Raw genomic sequence first — 21170 nt, forward strand, 5'->3', positions numbered from 1 at the left:
ACATATGGTTGATTAATCGTACACCAAACGAAGGCCAGATCGCGATTGCTAAGGTCAATGGAAAGAAGGGTTTTCGACCGAAATGTGAAAATGCATGGCGGCGAGATTAACGTCGCCGCCACCAGGACAATATCACTGCCAATCAGAGAACCGGCAGGAGGCCCTTCGTCAACGGAGCAATCAAGCGACCGCTCGCGACAAGCTCGGTTGCGCGCTTGAGATCGTCAGCCATGTAGCGGTCATCTTCGAGCTTGGGTATTACGGCGCGGATTCCCTTGCGGACCGTATCAAGCGCCGGGCTCGAGGAAAGAGGAGCCCTGAGATCAATGCCCTGAGCGGCGCTGATAGCTTCGATCCCCACGATAGAGAACAGGTTTTCGGTCATCTGAAGGAGACGCCTGGCACCATGGCAAGCCATGGACACGTGGTCCTCCTGGTTTGCGGAAGTTGGTGTGGAGTCAACCGAAGCAGGATGCGACATCTGCTTGTTTTCCGACATGAGAGCAGCAGAGGTCACCTCGGCGATCATGAAGCCGGAATTCAGACCTGGTCTGGGTGTCAGAAATGCGGGGAGACCGTAGCTAAGAACCGGATCCACCAGCAGGGCGATACGTCGCTGTGCGATTGCACCGATCTCGCAGATGGCGATGGCAATCTGATCCGCGGCAAAGGCTACGGGCTCGGCGTGGAAGTTGCCGCCAGAGACGATCGTTCCATCGGAGAGCACGAGGGGATTGTCGGTGGCAGCGTTCGCCTCGATCATCAAAGTGTTGGCAGCCTGACGCAGGAGGTCCAGGCAGGCTCCTGCCACCTGTGGCTGGCATCGCAGGCAGTACGGGTCCTGAACCCGCTCATCGCCTTCTTCATGACTTGCGCGGATTTCGGAGCCATCCATGAGCGAGCGCAGCGCCTGTGCAGCGTCGATCTGACCCTGATGGCCGCGAAGAGTGTGGATCTCCGGGTGGAAAGGCGCGGTCGATCCCATCGCGGCGTCGGTTGAGAGCGCACCGGATACCAGCGACGATACCAGTGCCCTGTGAGCCCGAAAGAGGCCAACAAGTGCGAGGGCGGTTGAGGTTTGAGTACCGTTGATCATCGCCAGGCCTTCCTTGGCCTTTAGCGTAATCGGGGTGATACCGGCTTTGGCCAACGCCTGCTTTGCCGACATGACTTCGCCATCGAACATGGCGTCGCCTTCACCGATCACAGCCGCCGTCATGTGAGCGAGTGGCGCGAGGTCGCCCGATGCGCCCACAGATCCCTTTTCGGGAATGATCGGAAGGACATTCTTCTCGAGCATGGCGGCGAGCACGTGAATGACTTGCGGCCTGACGCCCGAAGCGCCCCGTCCTAGCGAAATCAGCTTTAACGTCATGATGAGGCGCACGATGCCGTCGGCGAGTGGAGCGCCGACACCGCAGCAATGAGAAAGGATCAGATTCCGTTGCAAGGTTTCGACGTCGTCGGCGAGAATGCGCACGCTCGCCAGCTTTCCGAAGCCGGTATTGATCCCGTAATGCGCCTCATCTCCTCCCGCAATCTCGGCCACCCTGTCGGCGGATGCCTGTACCCTTTTCAGGGAGTCCGCATCCAGCTTTGGGATCAATGCGTTCTCATAGACGGCTGCCAATGTTTCGAGCGTTACTTTTCCTGGGACGAGCGTGTTGGGCATATTCAAACCTTTAGGATGAGGGAGGGGCAGACATATTCGCGTTGTGGCCCCATATTTGTATATACCATACCAAATCTGCCCCTGTGTAAAGCTCCATCCCAAAAAATGGAGCGGGCGACCACGTCGAAACGGGCCGCCCGGAGGAATGGATATATTCTATGAGACTGATTAGTTTGGCTTAATCTGGTTGAATCGACCGGGAAATTCCTGACCGTTCACTGCACGCCCGTAAAACATCCCAAGGTACCAGGGGAAGTAATGATATGACCAGGCGCATAGCCGATTGCCATACATAATGAAGGTTCGCAGCAGCGTGCGGAGCTCTTCCTTGTCGTCAGTCTCACGGATGGCGGCACGCAGCTTGTTGGAGAAGTCGAGCAGCGTGTTCAGTCCGGAGTAGCCAAGATATTCCGAATAGGCAGGATCAAACGCCTCGACCGCCGCCACAAAATCCTCATGCGAGAGTGTGTCGATCAGCTTCAGAAGTGGATACGCAGTGTACATGATGTAGTCGCGGAGCATGCCGTTGGCGAAGTCCCACGCAGTGAAATACTGACCATACGTTCCAGTGTCACCAATCTCACCCGTCCGTATGCGACGCAAGTCTTCCGGTTCGTCCGTCTGGATCCTTTTGGCTTCCGCATAAAATACCGCAGCAGCGCCCTTCAGATTTGCAAACCTGCCTTCGCCTTTGAACGCCTGTGACACGTCGTGCGGCCTTACCTCCACGAAGATCTTTTCCTTTACGAAAAACAGGTTGTTCCAGATCGCCTTGCCGACGACTGGCAGCAGATGATGATATTCCTCCAGGACTTTTCCGAGGACGGGCTGAGCGAGCGGCTCAAGTCCCTTGCCGTACTGGATCGAAAACTTGTTGCCGGTGGCTTGGGAGTATCTCAGGTCACCGATTGCGCAATCGACAATGCGTCGGCGCAACCGAACTGGTGCCGTGCTGATCGTTGGCGTCCACGCATAAAGTGACTCTCCCGACACGACCGGATGCGCCTGCATGACCTTGAATGGCAGGTCCTGCCAAAACTCCTCGCAGAGTTCGGGATTTTCCTCGTCTGCGAGCTCGGCCACCACGACGATGTCGAGCTCTGGCCACGCGATCTCAACCAATCTTCCCATTTCGCTTCCCCTTTTGGAATTTTTTCAGGTCAAACCGAAAGCCATAACCTGAATAGGTATAGTCCATATTTGTTTATTCGCCGATCTCAAGCCGAAATGATGATAAAAATAGTCGTTCTCGCAGATTTATGCTATACATAATGCCATATTTGTCTACTTATCCCCCAATTTTGACCGTTTATGGAAAATATTTCTCCCCAAGCAGTCACCCAGAGGACATCGACCTAGAGTGCCCGGCGTGGCTTCACGGCACTTATGTTCGCCGTACGTTCCAATTTCGGGAAGCTAAGAGCATCATCGTCCAAACCAGAATGGATAAATGGTCTATACAAAATGGCATTATTGGATATGCTTATCCCCGTGCGGCCTCGTAGCCGCACGATCAACGATAGGGATCTGCGAAATGTCGTATAATAGCTTGAGTGACGTCGTGAAGGCGGTGAAGGAGGCGACCCGTGCTTATGAAAGCACCGAGCCGAAGGAACTTCACGATATCCGCACCGGGACCTTCGCGGTCGGCACAAACAACCAGTACTTCACCAACCTGGACTTCGTGAACGGCATGCTTCGCGACCAGTCGATGTACACATGGTACCCCCTCCTGCTCACGTTCCAGGACGAGCGCTTCACCCTCGAGCAGTGCTGCGCACTGGTTCATCGCTTTGATTACGCATACAGCAACTACCTGCGTTATAGCGGCCTGCAGGAAATGGGCGCGTTCGCCGAAGCGATCACGAAGCACCTGCCGACAGCTTCCAGCCGCGGGGAAGCGGTTGAGGCGGTCAAGGCGTTCCTCGGATATCTCAACCGACTGGCTGCCTGGTCCTTCCACTATTTCCCCTGGAGCATCGGCAAGCATCTCACCTACGAGACCCCCGAAGGTTCTATCGCGGCACTGGCCGATCTCTCGCGGCGCGTGAAGATCAACGAAGGCCAGAAGGTACGCCTCACATGGCAGCCACTCGGCATCAGCGTCATTGCCTATCTTGCTACCAAGGAAAACCCGGAACTCTGCAATGACCTCATCGAGGCTTTGCCGTTCACCGTCGTTCAGGACCACGCTGTTGTCAGCGGTGAATCCATGTACGCCTGGGCTCCCGTGGTCAGCACTTCGCCGGTTCATGTGAAGGAACGTCAGTGTGACGCTCCGGTCGGCCGTATCCGCTATTCGCAGGGCACCGGCAACAAGGTCATCGTGCAATACGGCGAAGTAACCGAAGACATCGCAACGCCGGTGCTCGGTGAGATCCTGCCGCAATACGCCGAAGACCTCGCCAAGGTTGGCCGGGCGGTTCTGGACAGCAACTTTGGCGACAAAACGCCCATCATGTTGACGGTCGAACTCGCGTAAATGCGTTCAACCATGCGGCCCCCGATAGCGGGGCCGCCTTACGTTTAGGCCTGCATAAAAATTGACTTGATTGGCCATGCCAATCTGTTAATATGTATAGACCAAACCGCAGCAAAGAATGCGGAAAGAGGAGAACAGGAAATGGCATTCTGGTTCGAATTCGAAATGATCAATGAAGTTCCGAACAAGACGCTGCGCGCCGGACTAATCGCCGGCGATCCGTGGGTGTCTGGGCGTGTACACAGTTTGACAATCCGCTCGATCCGGAATGGTCTCGAAAGACTTTTGAGCTTCAGGGCTCATGCAGGACTTGCCCGACCACGCTGATTATCGGCCGTCGCCGGCAACAGACGCCTCGAGCGAGCCGCTCGTTTGCGAGTTGACGCGCCCCAGGAGGGGCCAGTCATGAAATCCGAACTCAACTGAGTGTCTGCGCGCGGCAAAGATTCCGGCGCGGAGCGGTTTGTCTCGTCTTAGTGCGGGTCGAACTTCAACCAAAGGGGAACTGATATGAAATGGCATTTTGGTAAAGCCATCGCCGGTGGCATGTTGCTGGTTGCAGCCTGCGCATTGAGCTCGGCAGCGCTCGCGCAACAGAAAGAACTTATTCTCAGCGGCTTCGGCGGCGCTTACGACGAGGCGATGGCTGCGAGCGTCAAGTCCTTCGAGCAGGAAAACGGGGTGAAGGTGACAATCGTTGCGGGTTCCGGTGCCAGCAACATCGCGCGCGTCCGCAATAAGGAAGTCGATGTGATCGTTTCCGATCCGGTCTTCGCCCTCCGTATGGAAGCTGAGAAGGCCTTTGCGCCCCTCGACCCGAAGCTTGTTCCCAATCTCAAAAACATCTACCCGAAGGCAATCTACTCCGATGCGGTCGTTGCCGCGAATTTCGGAGCATACGTCATCGCCTACAATCCGGCCGAAGTTAAGGCCCCGGAATCGTGGTACGATCTCGCAAAGCCGGAATATAAGGGCCGGATCGCACTGCGCGGCTTCCGACCCGAAAACATCGATCTGATCACGCTCTTCGCAAAGCGCGCCGGCGGCAGTGAGCGCAGTCCGGACGCCGGCTTCGCTGAAATGGCAAAAATTGCCCAGAACATCGATGTCTGGGTCGATTCCCATGCCAACCATCTCGAACTGTACCGCAACGATCAGATTTCCATGAGCATGTGGACCGATGGTCGAATTGCCTGGGCGCGTGACACTGAAGGCCTGAAAATCCAGGGTGCCATTCCGAAGGAAGGGTTCTTCCCGCTTGCCTCGACACTCAGCGTAGTTGCTGGCCGGCCGAACACCGAACTGGCAGAGAAGCTGGTCAATCATTTGTTGAGCCCCGAAGCCGGCCTCAACATGGCAACCCGCCTTGGCTACTTCCCGACGAACAAAGAAACCAAGTTGCCGCAGGATGTTCAGGCCAAGATCATGATCACGCCGGACAACGTCAATGACCTTCAAAGTGCCGACTGGAAGTACATTGTGTCGGTCTATGATCAATGGCAGCAGCGCTGGGAACGGGAAATTCAACGCTAATGGCTGAAAATTTTGACATTGAGCTTTCGCATTGCCGCAAGGCTTACGGCGACGTCATCGTTCTCGATGACGTTTCTCTCCAGGTCAAGAACGGTGAGTTCATCACCGTTCTTGGTCCGAGCGGCTGCGGCAAGACGACAACGCTGCGCATGATCGGTGGGTTCATCATCCCCGATAGCGGTCGCGTGTCGATCAGAGGCAGAGAAGTAACCCATCTGCCTCCATACAAACGCAACATCGGCGTGGTTTTCCAGAATTACGCCCTGTGGCCCCATATGACGGTCGCGGAGATACTCTCGTTTGGTCTTCGCATCCGCAAACTACCCAGAGAAGAAATTGCTCGTCGTGTAGATCGGGCGCTTGGCATGGTACAATTGACCGGGTTGAAGGATCGCTATCCGCGCGAATTGAGCGGAGGCCAACAGCAGCGCGTCGCAATGGCGCGCGCCCTTGCCATTGATCCGGAGGTCATCATTCTCGATGAGCCGCTATCCAATCTGGATAGGCGGCTGCGTGAAGAACTCCGCATTGAACTGAAGCGGCTGCAACGGTCTCTTGGCGTGACGATGCTATTCGTCACCCACGACCAGGAAGAAGCGCTCTCGATGTCCGATCAGGTCGTCGTCATGCAATCCGGCAAAATTCAGCAGATAGCAGACCCACGGACCGTATACGAACGACCAGCGAACCGTTTCGTCGCGGGCTTCCTTGGTAGCGCCAATTTCATGCATGGCGAACTGGTGCAGAATACTCAGGAGAGCAAAGCCGAGATCAAGCTTGGCAATGGTGCGATCGTGACCGCGCATGCGCCCGCGGCAAAGCCGACAGGCGAGAAGGTTACCGTCATCGTTCGACCCGAGTGGCTTGTGCTTGAGCGGCAGGGAACCGATCTGACTGCAAACCAGCTCGAAGGCACCGTGAGTGACGTGGTCTATGAGGGATCGGCGATCCGTTACGGTATCCATCTCACGCACGACCCCGAGGCGCCGATCTTCCTTCAGGAGCGATCGAACGCCGATATTTTGAACCCCGGAGATAAGGTCAGGATCAATGTCACCAATGCCGTCATTGCCGCAGACTGACGATCAGGGCGGCCTGCGGGGCCGGGTAGTTGCCTGGGCCGCGCGTGCACCGCTATTCGTGCCTTTCATCTTCGTCATCCTGTTCTTTTTTGTCCCCATGGGCTGGCTTGTCGGAACAAGCATGTCCACGCATGAGGTTGGCAGTGCGCCTGTGTTTACCGGCACACTCGAGCATTATGCGCGGTTCTGGACAGATCCCTTCTATCTGGAAACAGCGCTTTGGACGACCGTAAGGCTGTCGGTTGTCTCCACGGTCTTTGCTTTAATTATCGGCTATGTGCTTGCCTACTATATCGCTGAACTTCCCCCGCATCGGAGAGGTTTTCTCACCAGCATGGTGGTCGTCTCGCTCTCGGTAAACATTGTCATTCGGATTTTCGGCTTGAATGTGCTTCTGATGAGCGGCGGACTTGTCGACAGCGCCCTGACCTTTATCGGCATGCCAAAGGTCCGCATTATGTATACCGAGCTTGGCGTCTTGATCGGCTTGATCCAGATTGCCGTGCCTTACGTTGTTTTGCCCCTTATCGGCGTAATCGCCGCGATCGACCCGGCGCTCAAAGAGGCGGCAGAGAGCGTCGGTGCGAACAAGTACAGGACTTTTTGGGCCGTGACATTTCCGCTCTCGCTGCCGGGAGTGGTCGCGGGCACCCTGATTGCTTTCACGCTAAACGCTGCAGCATTCGCCATCCCGTCCCTGATGGGGGGTGGTCGAGTGAGAATGATGGGGATGATGGCGTACGAACAGGCAACCGTGCAAGGCAATTTTCCCTTCGCCGCCGCGATCGGGATTAGCCTGACAATCCTGAGCATCCTGATTACCGCAATCTATTTGTTCGCCATCAATCGAACATTCCGAACGGCGAGGAGAGCGGCATGAGCACCACCTTAATAGCTCCAGGCAGGAAAGTGCGGTTACCGCTTCCTTCGGCACTGGGAATTGCCGCATTTTGTGCATTTGTCTTTGTTATCGCCCCGCTTATCGTGGTCGCGGGCGCAGCCTTGAACGCGGAAGCGATGTTTTTCCCACCGCGACAGTTGACCTTGCACTGGATGACTGCGGCGCTGACCGACGGCAGCTTCGTTAATGGTGCGCTCATCAGTTTTGTCGTCGCATCGGTGGCAGCTTCTGTCTCGACGCTCTTTGCCCTTCCCGTTGCGTTGCAATTGCGAAAAGCCCCGCCGACGGTGGCGAAAATCCTGACCTTGTCGTTCATGGGACCGTTGCTGGTGCCCTCGGTGATCTTCGCCTTGTCCCTTTATTCCGTGATGATCTACGTGTTCGGTGTGACCAATCTGTTCATCCTCATGATTGGCCACGTGATAATCACCATGCCGTATCCGGTTCGTACCATCACGGCGGTTACCGAGCATCTTGATCCTGCGCTGGAGGATGCAGCCAGCAGCGTCGGGGCAAATCCATGGCGGACTTTCGTTTCGGTGACACTGCCCTTGATCAAACCCGGAGTCATTGCCGGCTTCCTGTTTGCGTTCATAACGTCATGGAACGACTTTTCGATCTCCGTGTTTCTCACGCCGCGCGAATTGCAGCCGTTGCCCATCAAGATCTACGAATATCTCTTGTACCAATATAGACCGCTGATTGCTGCCGTCTCCACCTGGTCGGTCATTGGCTCGGCAATTGTCGTTCTGATCATCGACCGCCTTGTAGGCCTGAATGTCTTTACCGGCCGGCGCAACTAGATCGACCGGATCAACATAAAAGACAAAAGGGGCGCTCGACGCCCCTTTTGCAGTTGATGCTGCCAAGGAGTTATGTTCTGGACGCCGGGCCAAATATCCTCGCAGCGTTACGGGAAGTGTTTCCCGCGCTCGCACTTGCAGCCCGCTATCGACGAAGCAACTTATGCATCGTGGCGAGAAAGCGACGATTGATTTCGTCGCGAGCGACATGGCGTCCCGCAACGACTTGTCTGCGGCCGCGAACCCAGACGCTGTCGATCGTCACCCCGTCGGCAAATATCCAGTGGTCCAGAATTTCATCTCTCTCAAGGTAGGAAACGGCATCGACATTGAGCGACAGCAAATCGGCTGAGTTGCCGGCCTCGATGCCAATCTCCGATCCCAAAGCCACAGTGCCACCGCGGCCCGCTGACTCAAGAAGATGACGGCCCGTGGATTCATTCGGCGCCGCCAGTACGTTTCTCATCTGACGTCCCAGCCTCTGCGAGTATTCGAGTTGCCGCAATTCACCAGCGAGGGAGATCAGGATGTTCGAGTCCGATCCGATGCCGATCCTGCCTCCCTCCTCAACGAATGCATGGCCGGGAAATATGCCATCCCCGAGATTGGCCTCGGTTATCGGGCAAAGACCCGCAACTGCACCACTACGCGCAACTCTACGCGTTTCGGTTTCGGTCATATGGGTCGCATGAATGAGGCACCAGCGCTGGTCGACCGGCGCATTGTCCAGCAACCATTCGACCGGGCGGGCGGAGGACCAGGCGAGACAATCTGTGACCTCCTTCATTTGCTCGGCAATGTGAATGTGGATCGGCCCTCTGGCCCACCTTTCAGTGATCTGAAGCAACTCTTGCGGCGTGACGGCTCTCAGGCTGTGGGGCGCCACGCCGAGTTCGGCGCCAGCAATTTTCCCGACTAGCGATTGGCACTCGCTCATCAGTTGGTCGTAACTGTCGAGCGAGTTGATGAACCGCCGTTGCCCCTCGACCGGAGCAAGGCCACCAAACCCCGAATGAGCGTAAAAGACCGGCAGTAATGTCAGACTTATTCCTGTGGCGCTGGCCGCCGCGATAATGCGTTCCGCCATCTCGGCAATATTTGAGTAGTGGCTGCCATCTGGGCTGTGATGCAGGTAGTGAAACTCACCGACACGGCTGTAGCCCGCTTCAAGCATCTCCATGTATAGCTGCGAAGCGACGGCCTCGACATCATCCGGGCTCATTGTCAAAGCGAACCGGTACATCACATTTCGCCAGCTCCAGAAGCTGTCATCGGTTGGTCCGCGTGTTTCGGCCAAGCCTGCCATGGCGCGCTGAAAGGCATGGCTATGAAGATTGCCCATCGCGGGCAAGATGAGGTTGTGGCGCTCGTCGGCCGACGTTGCCGCCGTACCTGTTTCGACGGACGCGATAAAGCCGCCCTCGATCCGCAGCAGAACGTTCTTATGCCAACCGGTGGGCAAAAGGGCGCTCTTCGCAAATAGTGTGGTGCGATCCAACTCTCCCATAACCTCTTCTCCGAGCTTGATGCGATCGCCAAAACGATCAACTTGGTTCTTGCAATTTACGCCATTGGTATATACAAAATACAGATAAGGAAAGACAAATCCAATTGATATGGGGATCGAGGTGTCAGAGGCAAAACCCACATCGGATGAGGAAGTCGTCATCTGGAGGAATGCGCGACTGGCAACCGTCGCGGAAGGAACGGATGGCCTTGGCATCATCGACGGTGGCGTAGTCATCGTCAAAGGCGAGCAGATTTCTTATGTCGGTACAGACAATGATCTCCCCGCCTCCCTGACAAAGGGAGCGATTGAGGTTGATTTGGGAGGTCGGTGGGTAACGCCCGCCCTGATCGACTGCCATACACATCTGGTTTTCGGCGGCGACAGGGCGTTGGAATTCGAGATGAGGCTTTCGGGCGCAACCTATGAAGAGATTGCGAGAGCCGGCGGCGGCATTGTCTCCTCTGTTAAGGCGACTAACGCGCTTTCGGAGGACGAATTGGTCCTTCAGGCACTTCCCCGATTGGACGCTCTCCTCTCCGAAGGAGTCGGCACCGTGGAGGTCAAGTCGGGCTACGGCCTCAATGTCGGAACGGAATTGAAGATGCTTCGAGCCGCGAGGCGGCTCGCGGCGTTACGCCCTGTGCGGATCGTAACGAGCTATCTGGCAGCGCACGCGACGCCGGAAGCTTATCGTGGTAACAACGGTGGGTACATCGAAGATGTTGTTATTCCTGGCCTCGAGGCAGCCAGACGAGAAGGGCTGGTTGATGCTGTCGACGGCTTCTGTGAGGGTATTGCCTTTTCTCCTGACGAGATTTCTCGCGTTTTCGACGCTGCCGAAAGGCATGGGTTGCCTATCAAGTTGCATGCCGAGCAGTTGAGCAATCTCGGTGGAGCAAAACTCGCGGCTTCTCGCGGGGCGCTTTCGGCAGACCATCTAGAATATCTCGATGAACATGGCGCCAGGGCGTTGGCTGCGTCTGGGACCGTTGCCGTCCTCCTGCCCGGAGCTTTCTACACCCTGCGGGAAAAGCAGCTACCACCGGTTCAGGCGCTGAGGGACGCAGGTGCCAGCATCGCCATCGCGACAGATTGTAATCCAGGAACCTCGCCTCTGACGTCCATGCTGCTGGCCATGAATATGTCGGCCACGCTTTTCGGATTGAGTGTCGACGAATGCGTTGCTGGGGCGACCCGGGAAGCTGCGCGTGCACTCGGCTTGGTCACGACCACAGGCACGCTTGAAGTTGGCAAATCCGCCGATTTCGCTGTGTGGAATATCGGGCGACCGGCCGAACTCGTTTATCGCATCGGGTTCAATCCGCTGCATGCCCGAATATTCAAAGGCCGCAGATTGCGGCCCTGAAATCAAAAACCATGACTACTCGTGCGTCGCGATCAGCACCCCATGAGTTGTCTTTTGCAATAGAGAGCAATCGATGAGCGTTTTTGAAGTCCAACAAGGTACTTCCCCCGTCATTCTTGGTGTGCCGCATACTGGAACCGATGTTCCAGGTGATATATGGCACAAACTGAACGACAATGGTCGACGGCTTGCTGACACCGATTGGCATATACATAATCTGTACGATGGCTTGCTGGAAAACGCTACTGTCGTTCGAGCAACCTTCCATCGCTACGTCATTGACGCCAATCGCGATCCGGCTGGGACGTCCTTATACCCCGGCCAGAATACGACCGGACTCGTTCCGACGACAGATTTCGACGGCAATCCTATCTGGACTATCGGCGCCGAGCCTAGCGCCGAGGATGTGGCAGCACGTGTCGCCAGCTTCCACGAACCTTATCACGCCGCTCTGCTGGCGGAGATAAAACGGATCAAGGCGATCCATGGTATCGCCATCATCTATGACTGCCACTCAATCCGATCACATATCCCCTTTCTGTTCGAAGGCAGGCTTCCGGATTTCAACATCGGCACTGACGGAGGTGTGACCTGCGATCCGCGGATCCAAGAGGCCACAGTGGACGTCGTTGCGTCGGCCAAAGGCTTTAGTGGCAACCTCAACGGCCGCTTCAAGGGCGGGTGGACGACGCGCCACTATGGCAGGCCGGAGACGGGCGTGCATGCGATCCAAATGGAGCTTGCCCAGTCGACGCATCTCCAGACCGAAGCACCGCCCTTCGCCTACGACCCGGCGAAGGCAGAACGTCTTCGTGTCCATCTGAACGAAATACTGACGCGCCTGGAGCACGTTGCAGCTGATCTCAAGAACGAAGCGAGGAGCTAAAAACTAGATGACCAACCCACGCCACAATATCCGCGACGTCCGCGCACCGCAGGGCAATGAACTCAATGCCAAGAGCTGGATGACGGAAGCGCCGCTGCGTATGCTGATGAACAATCTCGATCCTGACGTGGCCGAGAACCCGCATGAGCTGGTCGTCTACGGCGGTATCGGCCGTGCTGCTCGCACCTGGGAGGATTTTGACCGCATCGTCGCAACGCTGAAGGATTTGAACGAGGATGAAACGCTCCTCGTGCAATCGGGCAAGCCGGTCGGTGTTTTTCGCACCCACAAGGATGCGCCGCGCGTGCTGATCGCCAACTCCAACCTCGTGCCGCATTGGGCGACCTGGGATCACTTCAACGAGCTGGATAAGAAGGGTCTCGCTATGTATGGCCAGATGACCGCCGGCTCGTGGATTTATATCGGCACGCAAGGGATCGTCCAGGGCACTTATGAAACCTTCGTCGAGGCTGGTCGCCAGCATTATGACGGCAACCTCAAGGGCAAGTGGATCCTGACGGGCGGCCTCGGCGGCATGGGCGGTGCCCAGCCGCTGGCCGCCGTCATGGCCGGCGCCTCCTGCCTCGCCGTCGAGAGCGACGAGACGCGCATCGATTTCCGTCTGCGCACTCGTTACGTCGACGCCAAGGCGAAGACGCTCGACGAAGCGCTGGCGCTGATCGACCAGTGGACCAAGGCGGGCGAAGCCAAGTCTGTCGGCCTGCTCGGCAACGCTGCAGAAGTCTTTCCGGAGCTGGTCAAGCGTATGAAATCAGGCGGGCCGCGTCCAGACATCGTCACCGACCAGACCTCGGCCCACGACCCGCTGAACGGCTACCTGCCGATCGGTTGGACGGTTGCCGAACACAGGGCCAAGCGCGAAAGCGACCCGAAGTCGGTCGAAGTCGCCGCCCGCGCCTCGATGAAGCAGCATGTGGAAGCCATGGTCGCCTTCTGGGATGCCGGCGTGCCGACGCTCGACTATGGCAACAACATACGTCAGGTCGCTAAGGATGAAGGACTGGAAAACGCCTTCGCTTTTCCCGGTTTCGTGCCGGCCTATATCCGCCCGCTGTTCTGCCGCGGCATCGGCCCGTTCCGCTGGGCAGCGCTTTCCGGTGATCCCGAAGACATCTACAAGACCGACGCCAAGGTGAAGGAGCTGCTGCCTGACAACAAGCACCTGCACAACTGGCTGGACATGGCGCGCGAACGCATCGCGTTCCAGGGCCTGCCGGCGCGCATCTGCTGGGTGGGTCTGGGAGACCGCCACAAGCTCGGACTCGCCTTCAACGAAATGGTCCGTAACGGCGAACTCTCCGCCCCGATCGTCATCGGCCGCGACCATCTCGACAGCGGCTCGGTCGCCTCGCCGAACCGCGAAACGGAAGCCATGAAGGACGGATCGGATGCCGTTTCCGACTGGCCGCTCCTGAACGCGCTGCTCAACGCGGTGTCCGGTGCGACCTGGGTCTCACTGCACCACGGCGGTGGCGTCGGCATGGGCTTCTCCCAGCATTCCGGCATGGTCATCTGCGCCGATGGCACTGACGACGCGGCCCGCCGCTTGGAACGTGTTCTCTGGAACGACCCGGCGACGGGCGTCATGCGCCATGCCGATGCCGGCTACGACATCGCTATCGATTGCGCCAAGGAGCAGGGTCTTCGCCTGCCCGGCATTCTGGGAAATTGAGGGAACCGCCAGCGGGGGGTCGCCAACCGGCCCTCCGCGAAGCGAGGAGACGAAGTATGCAGATTATCCCAAAGGGCGACTATCACTCGATGCCATGGAAGAACGGTGGTGGCGAAACGCTTGAGGTTGCCGTGCATCCTCCCGGAGCCTCGGTCAACGATTTCGATTGGCGTGTCAGTATTGCAAAAGTGGCGGCCGACGGCCCCTTTTCTATCTTCCCCGACATTGATCGAACGCTCAGTCTCCTTGATGGTGACGGTCTCGAACTCGTAGCCGAAACGGGATCGACGAACGAGTTACAGCGCGGTAGCGAACCATTTTCCTTCGCTGCAGATCTGGGAATAAACGGTCGCTTGTTGAATGGGCCGATTACAGATCTGAACGTGATGAGTAGACGAGGACGCTTCACGCACAGAGTGCAGCGTCGCGTCATCGACGACACGATTTCGATCCAGCCCGGTGCTGGCACAACGATGCTGATCGGTAATTCTCCCTATATTGTTCTTCAGCCTAAAGCTGAAATTCAACCTCTCGATCTCGTCATATTGACATCCAGTGAAATTACACTTCGTCCGCTTGGCAGGTACGCTGTGATCTTCATTGTCGAGCTTATCCCCTATGAGAACGACTCCTCGCGAAGAAAGAGCCTCGCGAAGCCGCTCGACGATGAACCTGACCTCGGCCGCCCGCTTCACCGCGCGATGGGCTGAAGGCAATACGGGATAAAGACCCGCGAAAAGGGAGGCAAATGGACAGCGACATCCAAAAGAATCAGTTCTCTTCGAACGACCTGCGAAGCCAGCCAGATCTTACTACCAACTACCGACCGCTCGGCATCAAGGCGGTCGTTGCGGCTTGCGTTTTCGTAAAGTCAGACGAACGCCTTCCCATATCGAAGCGGGCAGAGAACGACACGGCGACAGGCGACCCCAAGTCCTCGCCCGCCTCAGAACGAAAAGGCATCGAACGTGGGACCGACATCATAGCGCGACTCTCGCGATTGTCAGACCCTGACACATCTGAACCAGAGTGATGGTGTCGGGATCAGTGCGCGCTAGCAGACCCCTTAATGCGTTCCTAACACCTTGGAGGTCGACCATCTGTTGGGTCACATAGCAAAGGGCGAGATCCCGACATCGCTCAAATGGAGATGTGGAATGCAGCACTGGCTGGAAAAGCTGACCGATCTTGCCGCAATTCAGGGCGACGAGTGCATCCTGAATAATGGCCTTGCCGACCTTGCCGAACATTTCGGCTTCACCGGGTACGCCTATCTCCATATCCAGCACAAGCATGTCATCGCGGTGAGCAACTATCACCGCGAGTGGCAATCAACCTATTTCGACAAGAAATTCGACGCGCTCGACCCGGTCGTCAAACGCGCGCGATCCATGAAGCATGTCTTTGCCTGGTCGGGCGAACAGGAGAGGCCGAAGCTATCGGAGGAAGAACGCGCCTTCTATGCACAAGCGGCCGACTTCGGCATCCGCTCGGGCATCACCATTCCCATCAGGACCGCTAACGGTTCCACGTCGATGTTCACGCTGGCGTCGGAAAAGCCGGCGATCGACCTCGATCGGCAGATCGATGCCGTCGCTGCAGCGGCGGCCGTCGGGCAGCTCCATGCCCGCATCTCCTTCCTTCGCACCACGCCCACCGCCGAAGATGCAGCATGGCTCGATCCGAAAGAGGCGACCTATCTGAGATGGATCGCCGTCGGCAAGACAATGGAAGAGATCGCTGATGTCGAGGGGGTCAAGTACAACAGCGTCCGCGTCAAGCTCCGCGAGGCCATGAAGCGCTTCGATGTCCGCTCTAAGGCGCATCTCACCGCCCTCGCAATTCGAAGGAAGCTCATCTGATTGGAACGTTTGTGGGGATCGATGGAGGGTCATCAGTTGAAATATTGCTCCTTCAGCGGGATTAGCGCCGCGCCGATCACGGCGGGATCCCCCTGGATCTGGCTCAGAAGAATCTTCGGGCACTCGGCCGGCGCATTCATGCGGATAATGCGCGGCGTGGGGGCGACATCCAGCAGAAGCTCACCCAATCCTCTCGGCAACTCGCCTCCGAAGACGATCGCGGCGGGATCGATAACAGCCCACATGGCATCGATGGCGCGGTTGAGGTACGGCGATATCTCCTCGATCCACTCGCGCACTCCCGGCCAGTCCGGATCGAACTGCCGGCGTAGCTCCCGGATGCCGTTTATGGAGACATTTCGTTGCTGCAGCCGCAGCAACAGCTCTCCTAGCGCTGGTCGATGCACGCCTTCCTCCGTCGTGTAAATGCGGCTAATCTCGCCCGCGTTGCGGAAAGATCCGAATACGGGTTTCCCGTCAACGACCACGCCTGCCCCAAAACCATAGTTGAAAGAGAGATATCCGAACGTCGGATAGGTCAGGCCGGCACCCAAAATGGCTTCGCCCACCGCGCCTGTTGTGCAATTGTTCTCGGTCCAGATCGGCACCTCAAAAAGCGCGGCCAGTTCGCTTTGGAGATCGACCAGGGACCAATCAGCGAGCGGCTCCGGTGCATTGAAGTAGTGATCCCGGCCAACAAAAAAACCCGCCATCGCGAAGCCCGCTCCAACAAGCTTGTCACGTGGCACATCGTTAGACTTCATCGCCCGCCAGACACGCTCCTTAAGGAGCACCAGAGTTCGGGAACGATTAGTAGGAGGGATGTCGAGTATTTCTTCGTGGATGACATTGCAGCGCAGATCGCAGAGACAAAACGAGGCGCTGTCAGTGTTCACCGAAATACCGATCGAGTAAGCTGCCCTGGCGTTAAGCTGAAGCCCCTTGCTTGGCTTGCCTCGCCCTTCAATGACGGTGTCCCCGAAAATCAGATAGCTGCTCTCAATCAGGCTATCAATGATCCGGTGGACCGACGGTTGGGTAAGATTGGTCATCGACGCAATCGCCGATCTCTTTATCCCGTTATTTCGTCGGATGATCTCGAGGATCATTCTCTCATTTTGCGAGAGGGGCTTGCTGAAAGCCTTCTGCGGACTGACCGGAACCAAGGATGAGTTGTCCGCCATTCTCCAACTGCCTTCTTACGTTGCTCCAACTCGAATATTATAAGCAGCGTATGTGAAACATACCTAGGTTTCAAGTCGCCTTGGACACCGGTATCCTTTCAGAGATTTTTATCCAATGGATTTCGTAGCTTGCGCGAAATATCGGCAATATGATCGAAAATTCATTTGCATTTCAGGCGCTAATTTTTATTATACACAACGCATTATAAAGGAATTACCAGTCTGGGAGGACAAATGAGCGTACTCGATGTGGCCAATGCAAGGATCCGATTTGGGTCTTATGAAGCCCTGAAGGGGATAACGTTTGGAGCTCAGCAAGGGCAGTTCGTAACGCTGCTCGGACCTTCCGGCTGCGGGAAGACCACTCTACTGCGCGCCATTGCCGGCTTCATCGATCTTGACGATGGAAGGATCGGGATCGATGGCGACGATATGACCGGCGTTTCTCCGGAGAGGAGGAACACCGCGATGTGTTTCCAGTCTTACGCGTTGTTCCCGCATATGACGGTGTTTGAGAACATCGCTTTCGGGTTGAGACAAAAGCGGACACCAAAGGCCGAGATCGAGAAGCGCGTGGCCGAATCCGCTGCACAAGTGTCACTCCAAACTCAACTAAGCAAGCTACCCGGCCAACTGTCGGGCGGACAGCAGCAACGTGTCGCGCTCGCGCGTGCTTTGGCCGTGCGACCAGGCGTCATCCTTTTTGACGAACCGCTTTCCAATCTCGATGCCCGGCTTCGCGATCAGGTTCGTTTCGAGATCCGCCAACTTCAGAAAACCCATGGTTTCACTGCAGTCTATGTCACACATGATCAATCGGAGGCTTTGGCGATGTCCGATCTCGTGGTGGTCATGAACGGAGGAAAGATCGAACAGAGTGGCACACCGAACGAGGTCTACTATCAGCCGGTCAACCGCTTTGTCGCCGACTTCGTCGGGACGGCAAACATAATGGCTGCTCATGTCACCGGACGGGACGACGCGACCGGTCACTATCGAGCGACCACGCCGCTTGGCGAGACTTTGATCGCTTCGGAAACGCCGCCAGTGGCTAAAAGTGTCTACGCCAGTTGGCGACCGGAAGATGCCGTCAGTCGCCCGGACGATGGCCCGGGCGCCAATATCTATTCCTTCGAGGTCCGAACTCGCAGCTTCCTTGGCAACCTCACTGACCTCACAGTCGCTGCTCCGGAAAAACAGGAGAGCACTTTCCGAATTCAGGTGCTCGGACAGTCATCCATCAACGAAGCTTCCACATACCGCTTCGAGATTGCGCCGGAGAAGATCCGTTTCCTGAAGGAGGCCGTCGAATGACCCTCCGCAACAGTCTGCAGGCCTATCTTCTCCTTCTTCCCGGTCTTGGCGTCATCCTCGTATTCACCAGCGTCGTCATCGGAATGGCCGTCTCACAATCGTTCGGCTTCCTGAATTTTGCTGGTTCAAGCGGATTTTCCCTTCGGTTCTGGCAGACCATGCTGTCGGACGGCCAGGTCTGGCGCGCCTTCTGGTATTCCGCCCGGATTGCAATCATCAGTTCAGTCCTTGCAGTTGCGGTTGCCTATCCGCTTGCATTATGGCTTCGCAAACCGTTTCTCGGATCCGGAGTGATAAGTGCTGTTCTGAAAGCACCACTGCTCGTTCACGGGCTTGTCGCCGCTTTCCTGTTTATCAACTTTATCTCATTTCAGGGATTTTTGAATCTCGCGCTGGTGAAGCTCGGCATCGTCGCCCGGCCGATCCGAATGCAAAACGACAGTTATGGCATCGGCGTGATATTCCTTCAGGTTTGGAAGCAGATGCCATTTGCACTGCTTCTTCTCACCGGTGCGGTTCAGGCCATCGGGGATGACATTCTCAATGCTGCCCGAGATCTGGGCGCAGGCGCTATGGACCGGTTCCGAAAGATCATCGTGCCACTCACAATACGCTCTTTGCAGGCGGCTCTTGTCCTCATCTTCATCGGAGCTGCCGGTGACTTTTCCTTCCAGGTCGTTGCCGGACCGACCACCATCAACTCGCTGGCGCAGCTGATGCTTCGGACACAGGACGCAAGCGCTGACGGATGGAACCTTGCGGCAGTCGTCGCGATGCTTTTGATGGCCCTTTCTCTTTTCGGGGCAATCCTGCTGGCTGGTGTTGCGCAGCTTCTATCCCGTCTTGGGAGGGCATGACGATGGCGAGCATGTACCTCAAGAACCATCACTGGCTTAACCGCCTTCTTGTTGCAACCGTCATTATCGTCGGGGCAGTTTGGCTTCTCCTGCCCTTTGCAATGGCGGCCCTGTGGTCGCTTGTCGATGTCAATCATCCATGGGCCTATCCTGACGTTTTGCCGCCGGTACTTTCCTTCTCACGCTGGATTGAGGTCTGGAACACCACGGCGCTGCCGGAGGCGCTGAGAAACAGTTATACGCTGGCCCCTTGCGTTGCCGCGATTACTCTCGTCCTTGCTCTACCCACGGCCTACGCCTTCGGCAGGCTGGAATTTCCGGGAAAGCCGGTGTTGCAGGCGCTGACGCTACTGCCGCTCGTCCTGCCGGGTTTTGTGGTCGCAATTTTCTTCTCGTCGCTGCTTATAAATCTCGGGCTCTATTCGAGGTTCCTGGGTATTCTGATCGGACACACGGTTGTTCTGCTGCCTTATGCGATCCGCATTCTGACGGTGTCGTTGTCGCTTATTCGACAGGACCTCATCGATGCTGCACGCGACATGGGCGCATCCCGCATTGCAGTATTCCGCATAGCTTATATGCCAATTATTAAACCTGGCCTGATCGCTGCATTTATTATCGTTTTCATCCTCTCAATCGAAGAATTCGGCATCGCCTATATTGTTGGCGCACCGGATTTCACGACAGTCCCGACGATTCTTTACTCTTATCTTGGCTACAACTTCATTCGACCCAATGCCGCGGTCGTTTCCCTGATCCTCGTGGTCCCCAACGTCCTTCTGATGCTGCTCGTCGAACGCTTCCTCGCAAGCAATAACCCAGCGGCAATCACCGGCAAGGGATGACGAGGGTGTCCAACAGCAAGTCAATCCAAACGGGAGGTAAAGTGCGATGCTGAAGAAACTCGCCGCAATAAGTGTAGCGGTACTGACGATGAGCGTGCCGGTCCAGGCACAGGACTTGAAGTCGATGTCGTGGGATGAAATCGTCACGCAGGCAAAGAAGGAGGGTGAACTCACCTGGTTCAACTGGTTCAATCAAGCAAAGTTTCGCGAACAGGTGAAGCAATTCGAGTCTGAATACGGGATCAAAGTGACGATCCCCGATGGAGATTCGAAAGCCAACATGAACAAATTCCTTGCCGAAAGGGGACGCGCCGAGGGCGATATCGACGTCCTTTCCACCGCCGGCAAGGAAATCAAGAAACTCCCTGAAGACAGCTTCTATGGGCCGCTGAGCAAGCAACTGCCCGAGGCCGCCAAACTTCGCTATTCCATCGAGGGCACCGATAGCAAGGGATATGCAGTGGCGTTCTGGGGCAACCAGACGGTCATTGCCTATGATTCCGCCAGGACCCAGGAAGCCGATCTTCCGCGTACGCTCGACCAATTCTCGGCGTTTTTGCAAAATCATCCCGGAGAACTCGGATTCAACGTTGAAAACGGGGGCGCAGGACCAGCGTTCATTGAGGGTGTCGTGCGCCAATTTGCGCCTGATGTGGATTATACCGCCGGAACGACCAACTCAGAGATACAGAAAAAGTTCGCGCCGGCGTGGGACTGGTTCAACAAGAGAAAAGACCAGTTCGTGATAACCGCGTCTTATGCAGACAGCGTGACCCGGCTCACCTCGGGGGAATTCACGATCGTCGCGGGATGGGAGGACTATATCGCTGCGCTCCAGAAGAGGGGTGAAGTGCCAAAGACTATTAAAGTTTACGTCCCTGATTTCGGCATGCCCGGCGGAGGCAACGTCGTGTTCATACCGGCCAATGCAAAGCACAAGGCTGCAGCCCTTGTCTTCATCAACTGGCTGACCAGTGCGAAGACCCAAACTCAATTCACTCAGGAATTTGGCTCGGTCCCGCAAAATACGGATGCAGACAGCAGCGCAGCGCTCGTTCCTGCCGCGCAGCGAAAGGCCAGCTTCACCTGGGCAGCCCAGCCGCTGAGTGACGATATCAAAAACGAATTCATCAAGAACGTCACCCTTCAGTAACCGATGAGCGAAGGGCGGTTCAGCCGC

19 protein-coding genes are annotated in these 21170 nt (G+C 56.6%); 15 read left to right on the forward strand and 4 right to left on the reverse strand.

The features are described from left to right. Window positions 1-142: 142 nt before the first annotated feature. Together hutH and IEI95_RS00155 are read right to left on the reverse strand one after the other, a co-directional pair. Window positions 143-1672, reverse strand: coding sequence for a histidine ammonia-lyase (hutH, locus tag IEI95_RS00150; protein ID WP_194415617.1), 1530 nt, complete (start codon window positions 1670-1672; stop codon window positions 143-145). A gap of 168 nt (window positions 1673-1840) precedes the next feature. Further along, window positions 1841-2803: a cucumopine synthase-related protein gene (locus IEI95_RS00155; protein WP_194415619.1), complete on the reverse strand. Its 963-nt coding sequence runs from the start codon at window positions 2801-2803 to the stop codon at window positions 1841-1843. 403 nt (window positions 2804-3206) lie between these two features. Here IEI95_RS00155 and IEI95_RS00160 point away from each other — a divergent pair, with 403 nt between their 5' ends. The 6 genes from IEI95_RS00160 to IEI95_RS00185 all read left to right on the forward strand — a co-directional run bounded on the left by IEI95_RS00160 (window position 3207) and on the right by IEI95_RS00185 (window position 8473). Then, window positions 3207-4154: a cucumopine synthase-related protein gene (locus IEI95_RS00160; RefSeq protein WP_071208191.1), complete on the forward strand. Its 948-nt coding sequence runs from the start codon at window positions 3207-3209 to the stop codon at window positions 4152-4154. A 141-nt stretch (window positions 4155-4295) separates the two neighbouring features. Next, window positions 4296-4481, forward strand: a complete 186-nt coding sequence (locus IEI95_RS00165) for a hypothetical protein (RefSeq protein ID WP_060718527.1) — start codon at window positions 4296-4298, stop codon at window positions 4479-4481. Window positions 4482-4664: 183 nt separating this feature from the next. Continuing rightward, window positions 4665-5687 (forward strand): ABC transporter substrate-binding protein, encoded by a 1023-nt coding sequence (locus IEI95_RS00170; protein WP_071208189.1) that lies wholly within the window; start codon window positions 4665-4667, stop codon window positions 5685-5687. Next, entirely contained in the window at window positions 5687-6769 is a 1083-nt protein-coding gene (locus tag IEI95_RS00175; RefSeq protein ID WP_060718525.1) for an ABC transporter ATP-binding protein, read from the forward strand. The genes IEI95_RS00170 and IEI95_RS00175 overlap by 1 nt, the downstream gene beginning before the upstream one ends. Beyond that, window positions 6747-7649, forward strand: coding sequence for an ABC transporter permease (locus tag IEI95_RS00180; protein WP_060718524.1), 903 nt, complete (start codon window positions 6747-6749; stop codon window positions 7647-7649). The genes IEI95_RS00175 and IEI95_RS00180 overlap by 23 nt, the downstream gene beginning before the upstream one ends. Beyond that, complete coding sequence (locus IEI95_RS00185) at window positions 7646-8473, forward strand: ABC transporter permease (RefSeq protein WP_071208187.1); 828 nt, start codon at window positions 7646-7648, stop codon at window positions 8471-8473. Before IEI95_RS00180 ends, IEI95_RS00185 begins: the two co-directional genes overlap by 4 nt. A gap of 145 nt (window positions 8474-8618) precedes the next feature. Here the strand turns inward: IEI95_RS00185 and IEI95_RS00190 are convergent, their stop codons facing one another. Further along, on the reverse strand, window positions 8619-9980 hold the full coding sequence (locus tag IEI95_RS00190; RefSeq protein WP_153517063.1) for a formimidoylglutamate deiminase: 1362 nt from the start codon (window positions 9978-9980) through the stop codon (window positions 8619-8621). Between the two features lie 121 nt (window positions 9981-10101). On the opposite strand from IEI95_RS00190, the gene hutI reads away from it, so the two are divergent. From hutI to traR, 5 genes are all read left to right on the forward strand, one after another. After that, the gene (hutI, locus tag IEI95_RS00195) at window positions 10102-11349 is read left to right on the forward strand and encodes an imidazolonepropionase (RefSeq protein WP_234617928.1); all 1248 of its coding nucleotides are present in this window, start codon (window positions 10102-10104) and stop codon (window positions 11347-11349) included. Window positions 11350-11422: 73 nt separating this feature from the next. Beyond that, a complete protein-coding gene (hutG, locus tag IEI95_RS00200) occupies window positions 11423-12235 on the forward strand; it encodes an N-formylglutamate deformylase (RefSeq protein ID WP_156536518.1) in 813 nt (270 codons plus the stop codon). A gap of 7 nt (window positions 12236-12242) precedes the next feature. Next, complete coding sequence (gene hutU, locus IEI95_RS00205; protein WP_194415621.1) at window positions 12243-13928, forward strand: urocanate hydratase; 1686 nt, start codon at window positions 12243-12245, stop codon at window positions 13926-13928. 56 nt (window positions 13929-13984) lie between these two features. Then, on the forward strand, window positions 13985-14638 hold the full coding sequence (locus IEI95_RS00210; RefSeq protein ID WP_194415624.1) for a HutD/Ves family protein: 654 nt from the start codon (window positions 13985-13987) through the stop codon (window positions 14636-14638). Between the two features lie 447 nt (window positions 14639-15085). Then, window positions 15086-15790 carry an autoinducer-binding transcriptional regulator TraR gene (traR, locus tag IEI95_RS00215; RefSeq protein WP_194415626.1) on the forward strand — a complete coding sequence of 235 codons (705 nt, stop codon included), beginning with the start codon at window positions 15086-15088 and terminating at the stop codon, window positions 15788-15790. Between the two features lie 32 nt (window positions 15791-15822). Here traR and IEI95_RS00220 read toward each other — a convergent pair whose 3' ends face one another. Further along, window positions 15823-16974 carry an ROK family transcriptional regulator gene (locus tag IEI95_RS00220; protein ID WP_194415629.1) on the reverse strand — a complete coding sequence of 384 codons (1152 nt, stop codon included), beginning with the start codon at window positions 16972-16974 and terminating at the stop codon, window positions 15823-15825. Between the two features lie 234 nt (window positions 16975-17208). Here IEI95_RS00220 and IEI95_RS00225 point away from each other — a divergent pair, with 234 nt between their 5' ends. From IEI95_RS00225 to IEI95_RS00240, 4 genes are read left to right on the forward strand one after another with little or no spacing between them, the layout of a single operon-like run. After that, window positions 17209-18288, forward strand: coding sequence for an ABC transporter ATP-binding protein (locus IEI95_RS00225; protein ID WP_060718054.1), 1080 nt, complete (start codon window positions 17209-17211; stop codon window positions 18286-18288). Beyond that, on the forward strand, window positions 18285-19145 hold the full coding sequence (locus IEI95_RS00230) for an ABC transporter permease (protein ID WP_060718055.1): 861 nt from the start codon (window positions 18285-18287) through the stop codon (window positions 19143-19145). The genes IEI95_RS00225 and IEI95_RS00230 overlap by 4 nt, the downstream gene beginning before the upstream one ends. 11 nt (window positions 19146-19156) lie before the next feature. Further along, complete coding sequence (locus tag IEI95_RS00235; protein ID WP_060718060.1) at window positions 19157-19990, forward strand: ABC transporter permease; 834 nt, start codon at window positions 19157-19159, stop codon at window positions 19988-19990. 46 nt (window positions 19991-20036) lie between these two features. Continuing rightward, window positions 20037-21143 (forward strand): extracellular solute-binding protein, encoded by a 1107-nt coding sequence (locus IEI95_RS00240; protein ID WP_060718056.1) that lies wholly within the window; start codon window positions 20037-20039, stop codon window positions 21141-21143. Window positions 21144-21170 lie beyond the last annotated feature (27 nt).

It is taken from the genome of Agrobacterium vitis, assembly GCF_014926405.1.
Lineage (GTDB): Bacteria > Pseudomonadota > Alphaproteobacteria > Rhizobiales > Rhizobiaceae > Allorhizobium > Allorhizobium vitis_H.

Excerpts from the sequence above, each read along its gene's own strand:
- hutH (WP_194415617.1), bottom strand. The coding sequence starts at position 1,672 with ATGCCCAACACGCTCGTCCCAGGAAAAGTAACGCTCGAAACATTGGCA.
- IEI95_RS00155 (WP_194415619.1), bottom strand. The coding sequence starts at position 2,803 with ATGGGAAGATTGGTTGAGATCGCGTGGCCAGAGCTCGACATCGTCGTG.
- IEI95_RS00160 (WP_071208191.1), top strand. The coding sequence starts at position 3,207 with ATGTCGTATAATAGCTTGAGTGACGTCGTGAAGGCGGTGAAGGAGGCG.
- IEI95_RS00165 (WP_060718527.1), top strand. The coding sequence starts at position 4,296 with ATGGCATTCTGGTTCGAATTCGAAATGATCAATGAAGTTCCGAACAAG.
- IEI95_RS00170 (WP_071208189.1), top strand. The coding sequence starts at position 4,665 with ATGAAATGGCATTTTGGTAAAGCCATCGCCGGTGGCATGTTGCTGGTT.
- IEI95_RS00175 (WP_060718525.1), top strand. The coding sequence starts at position 5,687 with ATGGCTGAAAATTTTGACATTGAGCTTTCGCATTGCCGCAAGGCTTAC.
- IEI95_RS00180 (WP_060718524.1), top strand. The coding sequence starts at position 6,747 with ATGCCGTCATTGCCGCAGACTGACGATCAGGGCGGCCTGCGGGGCCGG.
- IEI95_RS00185 (WP_071208187.1), top strand. The coding sequence starts at position 7,646 with ATGAGCACCACCTTAATAGCTCCAGGCAGGAAAGTGCGGTTACCGCTT.
- IEI95_RS00190 (WP_153517063.1), bottom strand. The coding sequence starts at position 9,980 with ATGGGAGAGTTGGATCGCACCACACTATTTGCGAAGAGCGCCCTTTTG.
- hutG (WP_156536518.1), top strand. The coding sequence starts at position 11,423 with ATGAGCGTTTTTGAAGTCCAACAAGGTACTTCCCCCGTCATTCTTGGT.
- hutU (WP_194415621.1), top strand. The coding sequence starts at position 12,243 with ATGACCAACCCACGCCACAATATCCGCGACGTCCGCGCACCGCAGGGC.
- IEI95_RS00210 (WP_194415624.1), top strand. The coding sequence starts at position 13,985 with ATGCAGATTATCCCAAAGGGCGACTATCACTCGATGCCATGGAAGAAC.
- traR (WP_194415626.1), top strand. The coding sequence starts at position 15,086 with ATGCAGCACTGGCTGGAAAAGCTGACCGATCTTGCCGCAATTCAGGGC.
- IEI95_RS00220 (WP_194415629.1), bottom strand. The coding sequence starts at position 16,974 with ATGGCGGACAACTCATCCTTGGTTCCGGTCAGTCCGCAGAAGGCTTTC.
- IEI95_RS00225 (WP_060718054.1), top strand. The coding sequence starts at position 17,209 with ATGAGCGTACTCGATGTGGCCAATGCAAGGATCCGATTTGGGTCTTAT.
- IEI95_RS00230 (WP_060718055.1), top strand. The coding sequence starts at position 18,285 with ATGACCCTCCGCAACAGTCTGCAGGCCTATCTTCTCCTTCTTCCCGGT.
- IEI95_RS00235 (WP_060718060.1), top strand. The coding sequence starts at position 19,157 with ATGTACCTCAAGAACCATCACTGGCTTAACCGCCTTCTTGTTGCAACC.
- IEI95_RS00240 (WP_060718056.1), top strand. The coding sequence starts at position 20,037 with ATGCTGAAGAAACTCGCCGCAATAAGTGTAGCGGTACTGACGATGAGC.